At 46.9% G+C, this 13,138-nt stretch carries 13 protein-coding genes; 8 read left to right on the top strand and 5 right to left on the bottom strand.

Annotation, left to right across the window (positions count from 1 at the left end):
• Positions 1-523: 523 nt before the first annotated feature.
• Entirely contained in the window at positions 524-1,627 is a 1,104-nt protein-coding gene (locus QMA39_RS14795; protein WP_281659194.1) for an NADH:flavin oxidoreductase, read from the bottom strand.
• A gap of 191 nt (positions 1,628-1,818) precedes the next feature.
• Here QMA39_RS14795 and QMA39_RS14800 point away from each other — a divergent pair, with 191 nt between their 5' ends.
• On the top strand, positions 1,819-2,586 hold the full coding sequence (locus QMA39_RS14800) for an SDR family oxidoreductase (protein ID WP_206934035.1): 768 nt from the start codon (positions 1,819-1,821) through the stop codon (positions 2,584-2,586).
• A gap of 12 nt (positions 2,587-2,598) precedes the next feature.
• Positions 2,599-4,077, top strand: coding sequence for a methyl-accepting chemotaxis protein (locus tag QMA39_RS14805; RefSeq protein ID WP_281659195.1), 1,479 nt, complete (start codon positions 2,599-2,601; stop codon positions 4,075-4,077).
• Between the two features lie 37 nt (positions 4,078-4,114).
• Here QMA39_RS14805 and QMA39_RS14810 read toward each other — a convergent pair whose 3' ends face one another.
• Positions 4,115-4,378 (bottom strand): hypothetical protein, encoded by a 264-nt coding sequence (locus QMA39_RS14810; protein WP_027955822.1) that lies wholly within the window; start codon positions 4,376-4,378, stop codon positions 4,115-4,117.
• A 544-nt stretch (positions 4,379-4,922) separates the two neighbouring features.
• Positions 4,923-5,705 (bottom strand): CAP domain-containing protein, encoded by a 783-nt coding sequence (locus QMA39_RS14815; protein WP_281659196.1) that lies wholly within the window; start codon positions 5,703-5,705, stop codon positions 4,923-4,925.
• Positions 5,706-6,142: 437 nt separating this feature from the next.
• Here QMA39_RS14815 and QMA39_RS14820 point away from each other — a divergent pair, with 437 nt between their 5' ends.
• The 6 genes from QMA39_RS14820 (at position 6,143) to QMA39_RS14845 (ending at position 11,601) form a co-directional block, all read left to right on the top strand.
• Positions 6,143-7,492 (top strand): hypothetical protein, encoded by a 1,350-nt coding sequence (locus tag QMA39_RS14820; RefSeq protein ID WP_281659197.1) that lies wholly within the window; start codon positions 6,143-6,145, stop codon positions 7,490-7,492.
• A gap of 130 nt (positions 7,493-7,622) precedes the next feature.
• Positions 7,623-8,009 (top strand): GntR family transcriptional regulator, encoded by a 387-nt coding sequence (locus QMA39_RS14825; protein WP_348646624.1) that lies wholly within the window; start codon positions 7,623-7,625, stop codon positions 8,007-8,009.
• Positions 8,006-8,950, top strand: coding sequence for an ABC transporter ATP-binding protein (locus QMA39_RS14830; RefSeq protein ID WP_281659198.1), 945 nt, complete (start codon positions 8,006-8,008; stop codon positions 8,948-8,950). Before QMA39_RS14825 ends, QMA39_RS14830 begins: the two co-directional genes overlap by 4 nt.
• The gene (locus QMA39_RS14835) at positions 8,892-9,638 is read left to right on the top strand and encodes a hypothetical protein (RefSeq protein ID WP_206934045.1); all 747 of its coding nucleotides are present in this window, start codon (positions 8,892-8,894) and stop codon (positions 9,636-9,638) included. Before QMA39_RS14830 ends, QMA39_RS14835 begins: the two co-directional genes overlap by 59 nt.
• Positions 9,635-10,339 (top strand): hypothetical protein, encoded by a 705-nt coding sequence (locus QMA39_RS14840; protein WP_281659199.1) that lies wholly within the window; start codon positions 9,635-9,637, stop codon positions 10,337-10,339. The genes QMA39_RS14835 and QMA39_RS14840 overlap by 4 nt, the downstream gene beginning before the upstream one ends.
• 338 nt (positions 10,340-10,677) lie before the next feature.
• Complete coding sequence (locus QMA39_RS14845; RefSeq protein WP_281659200.1) at positions 10,678-11,601, top strand: hypothetical protein; 924 nt, start codon at positions 10,678-10,680, stop codon at positions 11,599-11,601.
• Between the two features lie 265 nt (positions 11,602-11,866).
• On the opposite strand, the gene QMA39_RS14850 is transcribed toward QMA39_RS14845, so the two are convergent.
• Together QMA39_RS14850 and QMA39_RS14855 are read right to left on the bottom strand one after the other, a co-directional pair.
• Positions 11,867-12,880: a hypothetical protein gene (locus tag QMA39_RS14850; protein ID WP_281659201.1), complete on the bottom strand. Its 1,014-nt coding sequence runs from the start codon at positions 12,878-12,880 to the stop codon at positions 11,867-11,869.
• Positions 12,881-12,885: 5 nt separating this feature from the next.
• Positions 12,886-13,131 carry a hypothetical protein gene (locus QMA39_RS14855; RefSeq protein WP_206934053.1) on the bottom strand — a complete coding sequence of 82 codons (246 nt, stop codon included), beginning with the start codon at positions 13,129-13,131 and terminating at the stop codon, positions 12,886-12,888.
• Between the last annotated feature and the right edge of the window lie 7 nt (positions 13,132-13,138).

A 13,138-nucleotide genomic window follows, 5' to 3' on the forward strand; every position in this document is an offset into this window, starting at 1 on the left:
CGCTGCCTTTTGGCTGTAGAAAAAGCCTGTGTTAACCAGTTAGAGTTGTCCATTTGTCGTGTAAAGGGTCACTTTCCGCTTATCGGTGGATGAATGCCGCGGGCACGCCCTCAGCTGACTTGGTCAGGAAGATCGCCTGCCCAAGTGGATCTTCGGTCCGTGCTGTTCCCGCAGGCATCACCACCGAACGCTCCTCATGCCGACGTTAGAATATAGAGGAGAGAGATTGTGCACTAAGCAGGTTCGCGGATTCAAAAGAACGGCATGAGCTGCGCTATGGCTGCTTGCGTGGAAAACAAAAAGGGAAGAACAGGCGCTGATCACGGCCGCCTGCCGGAACATGAAAAAGATTGTCCTCCATCCAGTAAGGGTGAGCTGGGTGAAGGAGAGTCTTTTTCGATGTTAAAGAACTCCCAAGGAGCGTTGTCAATTTCGCTCCTGGCGGCAAGAAAGAAAAAAGCTTGTAAAGAAACAGAGGTTTCTCTACAAGCTGAAGGCAGCGGGGAATCCGCTGCCTTTCTTTTTATTCTTTCGTGTATATTTCATCGTTCAATTCTACTTCTTTCACTTCTGCCTGAGGCAGGAGGATTTTCTCGAAATCGAAGGCATTCAACTCTTTGTTGTCCTTCACTTTGTTTGGAAGATCCGGATTTGCAAGAGCTCCGGTCCCAATTGAAACGAGATGGGCTTTTCCAGAAGTCAGGAGGGCTTCAGCTTTCTCCGGGTCCTGGAGTTGACCATTGGCAATCACTGTAATTCCGCTGAACGTTTTTGCTGCTTCGGCCAGTGTTTTTGTTCCCTCACCGAAGGAAGAAGCAGAAGCATCACCGTCTGTGACGTGGATATAGTCAAGACCTGTTTTGCCGAGTGTACCGAAGATTTCTTCCGCCTCTTTTTCCCCGCCGGCCCACTTATGGGCTTGATCAGCTACTTTTCCTTGGGAGATGCGGATACCGACAATGAAGTCTTCGCCTACCGCTGCAAGCACCTCATCGACGACCTCAAGGACGAAGCGGAGCCGATTTTCTACAGCCCCCCCATAGGCGTCTTCTCTGTGGTTTAAGTAATCAGTCAGGAACTGATCCAGCAGATAGCCGTTGGCCCCGTGGATTTCCACACCGTCAAAACCAGCAGCTTTTGCGCGTTTGGCACTGTCGACAAAACTCATTTTTGTTTCCGTCAGGTCTGGTTCATCCATCGCTCTAGGCGTCTGGAACGGACCTGATCCCCCGTAGAAGCCAAGCTGTTCGCCTTTAGGGGCTATGGCAGATGGAGCGATGGTTTCATCTGTATAAGCATTCCCCTGACTTTGGCCTCCCGCGTGCATCAGCTGGGCAATCATGATGGAGCCTTCATCGTGAACAGCTTCTATCACGGGTTTCCATGCATCCGCCTGAATATCTGTCGCAAGACCTGGTTGATTGTTGTAGCCCTGGCTGAAGCTCTGATCTGTGTAGATGCCTTCGCTGATAATGGCTGCAAAGCCGCCTTTAGCGAAACGGCGGTAATATTCTTTCATTGTATCGTTGGCACGGCCATCAGCCTCTGCGCTGATCCGCGTCATTGGTGCCACAACATAACGGTTTTGGAGCGTTTTACTATCTAAATGGAATGAATCAAAAAGCATTTCTTCTGCCACCTTTCCTTATCGTAAGCTCTTTCAGGGTACGTTCTTTTTGTCTCAAATTCAAAGTAAATGCTCAGCCAGCTATAAGCTAGCATACCCCTGCTTCTTTTTTTCATTAGAGGCAGTCATCCTTCAATAATCTTCCATCCTGCCGATATAGTAGAAGATAGAACTTTTTAGGAGATGAGCATATGAATTTAGAAGGTAGAGTGGCTGTTATTACCGGTGGTTCCGATGGAATTGGGAAAGCTGCTGCGGAGGAGATGATCCGCCAGGGAGCACGGGTGGTGCTGGCGGATATCAATGAGCACCAAGGAGAGCAGGTCGTTGAAGCATTAAGAAAACAAGGCGGAGAAGCTGTGTTCTGTAAAACGGACGTGACTGTCTATAATCAGGTGGAAGCGTTGGTGAAAACCGCTGTCGATGCCTATGGGACGATTGATATTATGTTCAACAATGCAGGGATCGGCGTCAATAAGCCCTTCCTTGAGCATACCCCTGAGGACTATCACGCGGTTGTCGATGTGAACCAGCATGGGGTCTACTATGGAATGCTGGCTGCAGCGAAAAAAATGAAAGAGCTTGATGTGCAGGGTGTGATTATCAATAATGCTTCTGTTTTCGGATTTACAGGAACACTTGGTATTACCGGCTACCAGGCAGCAAAAGGAGCTGTCGTCACGCTTACAAAGCATGGGGCTTTAGAACTTGCTCCACACGGCATACGTGTTGTCGCGATCGGACCCGGTGGTGTGAATACGAAAATTGTAGACGGTTATAGAAAAGCCGGCCTTCTGGAATATATGGAGCATCAGCAGTTGACGAGGAAGCTGATTGAGCCGGAGGAAGTCGCTGGAGTGGTGGCCTTTTTAGCTTCTGATGCGTCCCGTTCCATCAATGGAACAACGGTCATGGCAGATGACGGGTTCACTGTGTTTAAGTCCGATATCCGGCCATAAGGAGAGGTGAGTATGAATAACGTAGAAGCAATGAAGCATAAGGACATGAAGAAGAAGAACGGCCTTTTATTTGTTGGTTTCGGGATCTCACTTGTGGTTGCTTTTTTGAAGTCTTTCGTAGAACAAGACATGGCGGCTGTGGCGATGTTCGGCGCAGAAACGCTTTTGTATACGCTTTTGTATACGGTCCTTACATTTGTTATGAAAAAAGACAGCTGGTTCCCTTACGTCAGCGTCGTTCTCGTCCAGGTATTTACAATGGCCGGGATATGGGTGACGGGCGGGGGATGGACCATTATATTAGTAAGTTATTTCCTGGCCATCTTTTCTGTCGTTCATTACAAGGCGGCTGTCTTTGCGCTTGGATATGGACTCGGATTGGTCACGATTCTTACAGGCACTTTTTTAAGTACGGTCAACAAGGACGCCATTCTTGAGGAGGCACCGACAATCCTTTTGGTCTACATCCTCATGGGTCTTCTTCTCGGAGTCTTGATCTACCTTGGCAACCGCCAGGATACATTTATCAGAAAGCTCCTTCAGGAAGCCGAACAACGCTCCAAGGTGGAACTGGAAAAACGCCGTACACTGGAAGAGCATGTAAGTGTGATCATTGATGATTTGTCCAAAGTGAACGAGCATGTACAGCGGAATCGTGTATCGCAGGCAGAAATGAGGCATGCCATTCAGGAAGTAGCGGCTGGAAGTCATCATCAGAGCGGACAGATTACAGCCATTTCCGACCAGTCCAGTTCCTCGCGTTCCGAAATGGAAGAGTTGAGCGGTCTTATGGAGACTTTGAAGGAAGAGACCGGCCGTGCAGGGGAATTGACCGGAGAAGGAAAAACAAAGGTACATAGGTTTACCAAAGGGGTGGAGGAGGTTCACGCGTTTATCCATGACTTGAAAGAAACCTTCTATACACTTAGTGAAAAAGTAAAGGAAACCGACAGCTTCTCTAAAGATATTAAGAAAATTTCAGAGCAGACGAATCTTCTCGCTTTAAATGCGTCCATTGAGGCTGCGAGAGCAGGGGAAGCCGGCAGGGGCTTTTCTGTTGTCGCTGAAGAAATCCGCAAGCTTGCAGAAGTAACCAAGCGGGCGGCTGATCAAATCACTGAAAATCTTTTTGAAGTCAGCCAGAACAATACGGAAACCTTATCCAAGATGGAGGTGAGTGTAGAGAAGATGTCTTCGATACAATCTTCTTCTACAGATATACACGGCACCTTCCAGGAGCTGAGCCGCGTGCTTATAAACATCAATCAGAGCTTTGATCAAACGAATGAAGCGGCGGGCCGGGTTGTAGAAAGCAGTACGGAAATTGATCGCTGGAGCGGAGACCTGGCAGCCGTCATCGAAGAGTCGAGCGCCGGGATGGAGCAGATGAGTGCAACAGTGGAGTCGTTGACGGCTGATAATGGGAAAATCGCCGATACCATGAAAGAAACAACAGACCGTGCTGTTCATCTGTTGGAGGAGAACCTATAAAAAAAGACGGGCTTCATGCCCGTCTTCCGTGGAGGATTCAAGCGAACTGCTTCAGTGCCTTGTACACTTCCTCTCCCTCATCATTCAATACGTGACCGCTTCCGTGACAGCGGCTGCACTTGGTTTCATAACTGGTTTCCTCGACGGCCAGTTTCCAAGCCGCTTTCTCACTGGCATGATTGACGCGGCTGTAATGATCCATAATCATATTGGCCTTGCTGTCATCATATTCCTTATAAGCCCCTGTTCCCTGACACAGGGGGCAGACATGATAGAGGTGGCTCACTGTATGTTTATTCAAACGAACACTTCCTTCTTATTTGATATAGTTAAAGTATGATTGATTTTATGAAATATTCTGACAAAAGGCAATACTTTTTCTTCCCATAAAAAAGAAAAAAAGTCATTTTGGACGAAAGACCTACCCGATAGATATAGAAAAATCCGTGTCATCCAGTTAGAGTTGTCCGCATGTCGTGTTGAGGGGGACACGTTCCGCTTATCGGTGGATGCCTGCCGCGGGCACAGCCTCAGCTAACTTGGTCAAGAAAACCATTGGACCAAGTGGATCTTCGGCTCACGCTGTTCCCGCAGGCGTCACCACTGAGCGCTCCTCAAGACGATGCCTGTGGGGAAACAGCTTTACCCTATGATAAAAGTGAACGTTGAGCATAGCTTCTTCGCCGTTTCAATAGACCAGAACCGGCTGCGTTACTGCCGTCTGCGTGGGAAAAATCCTATCCATGACCAAGTATTGATGACCACCCCTTTGGAGTCACTAGAAAAAAGGTTTCTCTATAAGCTAAAAAGCCACCGGAAATCCGGTGGCTTTTTTCTATCGGCTGTTATTTACCAATGAACATTTGTGTCCAGTAGTTGCCTTCTTCGGCGTGACCTACACCGATGTGGGTGAAGTCAGGGTTCATAATATTTTCTCGGTGTCCCTGGCTGTTCATCCAGCCTTCGACAACCTGTTCAGGAGACGTCTGCCCCATTGCGATGTTTTCACCGGCTGTACGGTAATCAATGCCGTATTGATCCATCATATCAAATGGAGAACCGTACGTCGGGCTGTTGTGGGAGAAATAGTCATTGTTCTGCATATCCAGAGATTTGTCATCAGCGACTCCACTTAGTGCTGTATCAAGCTTCAGTGGTTCAAGTCCCTGCTTTTCACGTTCCTGGTTTGTCAGTTCCACCACTTCTTTTTCAAAAGCGGATACGTCAGAAGAGGCGTTCTCTTCCTGGACGGAGTCCTGCGCTTGAGCTTCTTCCTCTGGTGCTGCTGTTTCTTCAGGTGCCGGCTGTGGTGCTGCTTCTTCAGGTGCCGGTTGCGCAGGCTCCTGTTGCTGAGCCGGCTGCTCTTCTACGGGTGCCTGCTCAGAAGGCTGGGCATTCCAATTGAATTGTTTAAGCAGAGACTGTACATCCAATTGATCATATTGACCATTTTTCAATGCCTCTTCATTTTGTTTTACCCAGTCGTTCACCTGACTGGAATCTATTTGAATGGTTTTCGTTTGAACCTGATAGTCTTTCTGAACCTCACCTGTAGAAGCAAGGGATGTGGCTGGTGATGCTAGTAGAGACAGCGCAAGTGCGCCTGTCAGAATAAGTGGCTTTTTCATAATCTGAAATTCCTCCTTGATGAGTTGTGTTGTTTGGAACAACTCTATCGTACCATCAAGATCATGTAATATAGGAGGTTGAATCTGGAAACTACCATTCTGAGAGATAGAGCATATGGGGAGAACCCCTGGGGAAGAACGACTGAACCCAACGGCGGCGTGGACAGAATAGTCTCATAATTTAATAGAGCGCACAAGGAAGTTTAGGAAGAGTTATCCATTTCGATTATAAATTTCATAAAAGTGCGCCTTGACAGCTTTTGTAAGGGAGGGGATTTGTTACATATGTAACATCAGTGTTACAAGGTAAACCTTCTATCAACCGTGCTGCAAGAGGGAGGATGTGCCTGCCGCACGGCGTTGGCTTATATTTTTTAGTTGGAGGGATTGGAAAAAGTTATGGTATAGTGAAGGTAGAATTAAAGGAGGTTGATTGTATGACGATGATACACCTGTCGATTCCGAAGCAGAAACAGCCTTTACGTTTAAAAGCGGGGCGGGCTGCCTTTTTTGAACAGACACAGCTGATAGAAGGATATGATGATGAAAACTGCTGGCTGCTGTTCTTTTTTAAGCAGACCTTCCTGACGGCTGTTAAGACTAAAAAGATGAAGCGGACCTCCTACGCTTCCCGTGTATGGAAAGAAGGCTTGGTTTATGACCAGCCGAATCCCCTCCTGACCAGATTGATAGACGCGGAAAAACCCCTTCAGAAAATCAACTATCCCCAGTTGAAAAAGAAAGCCGCCCGGCATTTTACAAGGCAGGAACAAAGCCGGATCCTCACTCTCTTTGAATCTTTTATTCCTAAAAAACAACTGCTTGCTGATATTAAAGCTATCTTTTATACGTGTAGACGGGAAGGGAAAATGTTTGAATCCTACACAATTGTACGGGAAATGGTGCGTCTGGCGCCTGAGAGCCGGTTCGTACAGGAAATCAGCCATGACCTCGCTTTTGCTTCCGCATCAGAAGCTTACGAAACGCAGGAGGCTTCCTTATTCAAACGCGACCGCTTGTACGCCGAAGAACATGCATCGATGGAAGAGAAGTCACGCCTCCTTCTTAACGAAAACAGGGAAGTGGAACACCTTGTCCACAGGATCAACTCCCTGCCCCCATCCTTATCTGCTGAAGAATCAGCAGCGTTCCTTCATTTGGTGAAGGACACCTTTGAGCCCGAGGACCAAATGTCCTTGCTGGAACCACTCATATCCAGTCGTCCTTCCTATGATCAAGTCACGGATTTCCTGTTTGACCGCTATCTTGACCAACGTTTAGTAGAACCATCGGCCGGCATTGTTCAACGCTTTGACATCCAACCGCACTCAGATCAAATGGCATCGGCCGCGGCTATGCTTGATGAAATCGACATGCGCCAGTCCCTTGATGCGGTTCATATCCTTTTGGAAAAAGTCCTTCCAGTTCTACCGGAATCGACGGGACACCTGGTAGAGAAATATATCGAAGCCTTGTTTGAAAAGATGGAGATGGAAGAAATCATCGAGAGAATACGACCTTTGTCTGAACAATCCCCATCGTTTGAGAAAATCGTGCGGATGAAAGAGATTTCGGGTGATCTGGATCACCTTCTTGAACTTGGGGAAGGGTATTATAGTTTCCACCAGCTGGATCAGGCTCTGGAATGTTTCCAAATGGAGATGGAGCTTCAGCCCGACCGTCCTGAGCCTCTCCAATGGCTTGCCAAAGTGTATCAGGATAAACAGATGATGGAGGAGTCTAAAGCGTATCAGAAACTCTGTGTGGACCTTCAAAAACGAAGCTGATTTTCAAATTGTCCGGTGGCAGGAAGCTGATCTTTTATAAGATCAGCTTTTTTTGTGTGGATATTATTGTCAAAAGAACTAATGTGTAATATACTACATTACAACACTAATGCACCCATTCGGAGAGAAGGTGATCAAAGTGATCCTGGATACAGATGGCATGAAACCAATTTATATACAAATCGCAAAATGGATCGAAAGTGAAATCATGAATGGCGGTTTGAACGTGGATGAGAAGGTTTATTCGCAGTATAAGCTGGCGGACATATACAATATCAATCCCGCAACAGCGGCAAAAGGGCTTACAAAATTGGCAGAGGAAGGGATTCTTTATGATAAGCGGGGAATCGGTAAATTTGTTGCCGAAGGGGCAAGGCAGATGATTATCGAGAAACGGAAGAACCAGACATTAAAGCAGTTGATTGACGATGTGGTGACAGAAGCCGGTTATCTTCAAATGTCAGAGAATGAGATTATTGAACTTATCCGGAATTCCTGGAAGGGGGGATCAGAATGAAAGCCGTTCAATGCAAAGAAGTCACGAAAAAGTACGGCAGAAGAACAGCACTCCATGGGGTATCCTTCTCCATGGAGGAGAATAAAATCATAGGTCTTGCCGGTCGGAACGGAGCAGGGAAAACGACCTTGTTAAAGATTCTCGCAGGTCTTTTGAAAGAAAGTGATGGAGAAGCTGAGGTCTATGGGAACCGCCCGTTCAACAATCTATTGGTATCGGCCAACAGTATCTACATTGATAATCAGATGAATTTTCCAACGTCCTTAACGCTAAAGGAAATTTTAGAGGAGGGACGCCGCTTTTATCATAATTGGGATCATACACTTGCGATGAACTTGTTTGACTATTTCGGTTTTCACCCAAAAGGTCATCACAACGAGCTGTCCAAAGGAAAAGAGAGCACATTTAATATGATTATCGGCCTGGCCTCCTGTTCGGCTCTTACGATTTTTGACGAACCCACTACAGGGATGGATGCCGCGGTTCGGAAGGATTTTTACAGAGCCTTATTAAAAGACTATCTGGCATACCCGCGGACGATCTTACTATCCACTCATCATCTTGAGGAGGTGGAGGATCTTTTGGAAGAGATCATCGTCCTGCAAAAAGGAAATCTTCTCCTGCATACCTCTATGGAAGACATGAAATCCTATGCGGTTGCGGTATCCGGACGGAACGAATCCATGCCGGAGTGGATGAAGCATAAGGTTTTCTTATATGAAGAGAAGCAGGGTCCTTACGAAAAGACCATCATCCTTGAGAATGATTTAACAACGGTGGAAAAAGAAGAGTTGAAGCGGAATGGTGTCCAGCTTTCAGCCGTTTCAGCGAGCGATGCCTTCGTTTATATGACAGAAGAAGCAAATGGGAAAGGGGGCTTGGATGATGTATTCAGCGGACATATCAACAGCGGAAGTGGTCAAAAAACAAGTCAGCTATAAATGGCGTGCCTATATCAGCGTGTTTACGTCGTTAGTGGTCATTCAGCTTCTGGCCGTTCTTTTCTCGTTGAATGGTACAGGAATGAGCAGTTCTGGCGGAATGAACTACAATATTCGGGTTGAGTATTACAATGCAGATATGATTATGATTTTCACGATTTTCTGGGGATTTATAACCGCGTTGCTTCTGACAACCAAAGCCTACAGAGAAGATGATTTTGCGTTTGTTACGAACCGCACGAGCGGTACGTTGTCTACAATTATCTATTTGTGGATCATCTGCTCGATTGCAGGGTTCGCAGCTTCGCTCTCTGGATATCTCTTAAAAGTGGTTGTCTTTCTTTTTACCTCACAGGAGCTTTTGAGCAATAACGGGGCAGAAGGAGCAGGAATCTATGTCATGGGCCTTGTATCGCTCATCCTGACCATCTTTATGTTTGCAGGCTTCGGTTATGCTGCGGGGATGATAGTCCAGTGGAACAAAATGTTCGTTATCCTGCTTCCCGTCTTATTTATCGGCCTCTTGATTTCTTTGGAAAGCGCAGGGTACTCCATGGATCGCTTCTTTTTCCAATTCCTTTTTTCTGAACAGAATTTCTGGCTGTTTATCATGAAGAGTCTGGCTGTCAGTACAGCTGCTTATGTTACCGCCTTTCTCATCTCAAACCGATTGGAAGTGAAAAGATGATGGTTCTGCTGCCTATACTTATTCTTGCACTGGTCGTCGCCGTCACTGCGTTTTCTTCTATAGGAACAATGAAAATGCGCCTGGGGCAGGGGAAAACGGGGTTATGGATGCTTGGAGGGTATTTCGTCCTTCTGCTGGTATCGATGATTGTCTCTACTTTCCTTCCTTCTGAAACAACAGCTTCAATGAATGAGGAAAGCACACATTCAAAAAACCGATCAGAAATATCCATCCCTATGTTGATTGCCGAGGGAAAAGTGGATGAGGTAAACAAGGATACCCTTGTCAAAGAGTGGTCTTTTGAGCTTCAGGATCACTCATTGACACTTGAAGCCTATGTGGAAAACGAAGGTGGGCCGGGTATTTTCATAGAAAAAACTTCTGATCTAACCGGGAAGATTCAAGCCTCTTATTACCGCTCGCCGATCTACGTGGATGGTTTAAAAGTCCAGGAAGAATTCAAACCGACTTTGGTCATGAATCAGCAAACTTTGACGGTGAGCGTGGAAAATCCGGTTGATGTCCATTACCAAATGTTCACCTCTGAATTTCCTTTTACTCAGTTTTCCCAAAATCCCGGGGGCCGGGAGTGGGGAAGCCGTATCGAGTGGGGCGAGGAGGCCGTCTATATCCGTGTTCCTGAAGAAACAGAAATCATCGGAGAAAATCGGAATTACACCCTTATTGATCCAGCCGCATAAAGAACATGCAAAACGTCTAGGTGTCAAGCTCCTAGACGTTTTTTATTTATCGGCGTTTACCACAGCAGCCACCTTTACGCGGCTTTCGGCGTGGAGGTCTCTGTAAAGGCGCAGCATCCGTTTTCTTAGGTTGATCGTTGTGACTCATCCTTTCCCCTCCCTTCTTTACTATCATAAGCACATGTGATGAAAGCGAAACGGCGCTTTGACCCAAACAGGGAAGATGATGCTTGTGAGGGTGGTGATATTTATACGTGAAGGTTCATAGGATAGAAAAGAAGGATAGATGGACAACGTTTGCCTATGGATGAAATGTATGGATGGAGGAGGCGGAAGTGATGAATAAAGACGCTGTACAACTGCAGCAGAAAGTGATTTATTACCGCTCAGAGTTGGATAAATATAAGAAAAAGGTACAAGATTATCAGGAAAACTATCACTACTCCATGCTGGAGAGTTTGAAAAATGAAAATGAACAATTGAAGCAGGAAAGCGGTCGCTGGTCGGAAGAAGAAGCGGTGCTGAAAGGTGAACTGGCTAAAAGAAACCAGACGTACGAACTTCAGCTGGAAAAAGCCCGGACGGAGGAAGAGCATTATAAAGCAGAAATCAAGAAGTGGCAGGCCCATGTCGTTGATCTGAAAGAATCTGAAAAACAGGAAGAAGCTAGAAGGAAACAGGTCGAGGCCGAGCTTGGGGAATATCAGCAGCGCTTTTTTCAGTCTCAGCGGGATACGTCCATGCTGCAGAAAAGTTATGCCGAACTGAAAGTGGAGATCCAAAGGGAGCAGGAGAAACAAAAGGAATGGCATAAGAAGGCCGCAGAATTGGAAAAGTTGTTCGTGGAAGAGGGAAGACGGACACGCCGGATTCTGCAGGACCAAGCCTTCTTAATGAACAATTACTTGGAAAGTCAGCGCCTGCTTCAAAAAGAAAAGCAGGAGAAAGCTTCTCTCCAAAAAGATGCCTCTCTGCGGAAAAAGGAACTGGAAGAGATGAAAAAGCAGTACAAAGTCGAGCAGGAGCAGGTTCGTCAGTTAAAAGGAGAACTCCAAAAATGGCAGACGGCTGCCGATAAAAGGAAGAAGGAAGAGGAAAAGCTCCTTCACCAAATGGAGGATCAGATGGCTTCCTTTTTTGGTGAAGCCATCCGCCCTAAACATATGGCCGGCAATAAGAGTACTTTTATGAAAGTGTTGGAAACGAAAATTGAAGAGCTTACTTCAGAAATCGAGGCCAGCGAGCAGCATAAAGATAAATAAAGTTCTGCATTGTAGAATAAACACTTATTATCATGGGGAGGGTCACGTTCCGCTTATCGGTGGATGCCTGCCGCGGGCACGGCCTCAGCTGACTTGGACAGGAAAACCACCTGCCCAAGTGGATCTTCGGCTCGCGCTGTTCCCGCAGGCGTCACCACCGAACGCTCCTCGTGACATTAGTAGGCTGCTTCATGTACATCTATTTGGAATAGAGTTGGTTTCACCTGGTAATCGGCATTCCTGATCCCCGGTTCCGGGGCTTTTTTTATTGCTCGGAAGATGGAATGGTGATGTTCAGCTGTCTCCGGTCTGTTCCATCTGTGTCGACAGTCCAGTATTCCCGTTGGGGTTCGCGTCCTGCGAAGTTCCGGTCGATCGTGTAGAGAATCTGCTCAGACGAACGGAAAAACAGGGGATGCCCTGCCTGAACGGAGCTTTTTGTAATCTGCTTGATGTTTTCCCCATTGGGAGTCATCGTGAAGATTTCATATTCGAAGGTGCCTTTTTCATTTGTGGAGGCCACATCGGAAAAGGCGACCGTGTTTCCATCAGGGGATAAGCGCGGGCCGCTGACGACCGGCTCCTGGGCTTTCGAATAGGACAGGGATTTCGGCCACATCGTCGTCGTTTCTCCGGATGGTAATTGAAGGCGCTCGATGGCATGCTTTTCATAATCCAGTTTGTAAAGCAGCTCCTCTTCTCTGATGACCTGCAGAGAATTGATGGAGACCGAATTCAAGTCGGTGACCTCTTCCATATCTCCGGATTCGATGGCCAGTTTATAGACATCGAATTCCGTCGGCTGGGTGCGGCCATCATCATAGACGTCCTTATATTCTTCATTTTTCAAAAGGTATAACTGGGTGCCGTCCGGAGAGAAACTCATATCTGATACGTACGTTTCCTCATCAAGCAGAGGAGTGGTTTTCCCTTCCTCCCACAGCATCAACTGTTGATGGTGGTGGACATCGCCTTCCCATTGACGGAGAAAGGCGATTTTACCGTCTGAAGCGAAAACGGGACGCGTATCGTCTTTTTCCTCCTCCGGTTCCGTCAACCGCTCGGCTTCACCACCGCTGGAAGAAACGGTGTACAGACTTCCGTGTCCGTCCTGATGGTAGGTGAAGACGATGGTTTCATCATCATGGGAAAGATCAGGGGCTTCCCCGAGGCCGGTCGGACCGCCGGGAGAATCAGCGAATGTACCGGTCCAGTACAACAAGCCGAACAGCACGGCCATACTGCTGATGAACAGGATGTTTTTCTTTATCAGCGACAATAGGTTCACCTTCCTTTAGCATAGTCTTTCGATAAAACGTGCGAAACGGCTCCGGAAAGAAGGAAGATCACTCCGTAAATGCCTATGATTAAATGAAACAGTAAACCAACCATAAGGATGAAAGCTCCGTACCCGGTCAAGGCTTGCGTGGTTAGAAGCAGGGCCTTTCTTTTTTTCATCCACACCAGCGATCCTGCAATGATAAGGAATATGAAAAAGACCGACCAGGCCAGCGTAATAAGCAGATCCATTATAAAG

Source organism: Halobacillus sp. Cin3 (assembly GCF_947311855.1).
Classification (GTDB): domain Bacteria; phylum Bacillota; class Bacilli; order Bacillales; family Halobacillaceae; genus Halobacillus; species Halobacillus kuroshimensis.

Bases quoted from the DNA above. Each gene is read 5' to 3' on its own strand.
- QMA39_RS14795 (WP_281659194.1), bottom strand. From the start codon at position 1,627: ATGCTTTTTGATTCATTCCATTTAGATAGTAAAACGCTCCAAAACCGT.
- QMA39_RS14815 (WP_281659196.1), bottom strand. From the start codon at position 5,705: ATGAAAAAGCCACTTATTCTGACAGGCGCACTTGCGCTGTCTCTACTA.
- QMA39_RS14855 (WP_206934053.1), bottom strand. From the start codon at position 13,131: ATGGATCTGCTTATTACGCTGGCCTGGTCGGTCTTTTTCATATTCCTT.
- QMA39_RS14820 (WP_281659197.1), top strand. From the start codon at position 6,143: ATGACGATGATACACCTGTCGATTCCGAAGCAGAAACAGCCTTTACGT.
- QMA39_RS14845 (WP_281659200.1), top strand. From the start codon at position 10,678: ATGAATAAAGACGCTGTACAACTGCAGCAGAAAGTGATTTATTACCGC.
- QMA39_RS14800 (WP_206934035.1), top strand. From the start codon at position 1,819: ATGAATTTAGAAGGTAGAGTGGCTGTTATTACCGGTGGTTCCGATGGA.
- QMA39_RS14805 (WP_281659195.1), top strand. From the start codon at position 2,599: ATGAATAACGTAGAAGCAATGAAGCATAAGGACATGAAGAAGAAGAAC.
- QMA39_RS14830 (WP_281659198.1), top strand. From the start codon at position 8,006: ATGAAAGCCGTTCAATGCAAAGAAGTCACGAAAAAGTACGGCAGAAGA.
- QMA39_RS14840 (WP_281659199.1), top strand. From the start codon at position 9,635: ATGATGGTTCTGCTGCCTATACTTATTCTTGCACTGGTCGTCGCCGTC.
- QMA39_RS14835 (WP_206934045.1), top strand. From the start codon at position 8,892: ATGATGTATTCAGCGGACATATCAACAGCGGAAGTGGTCAAAAAACAA.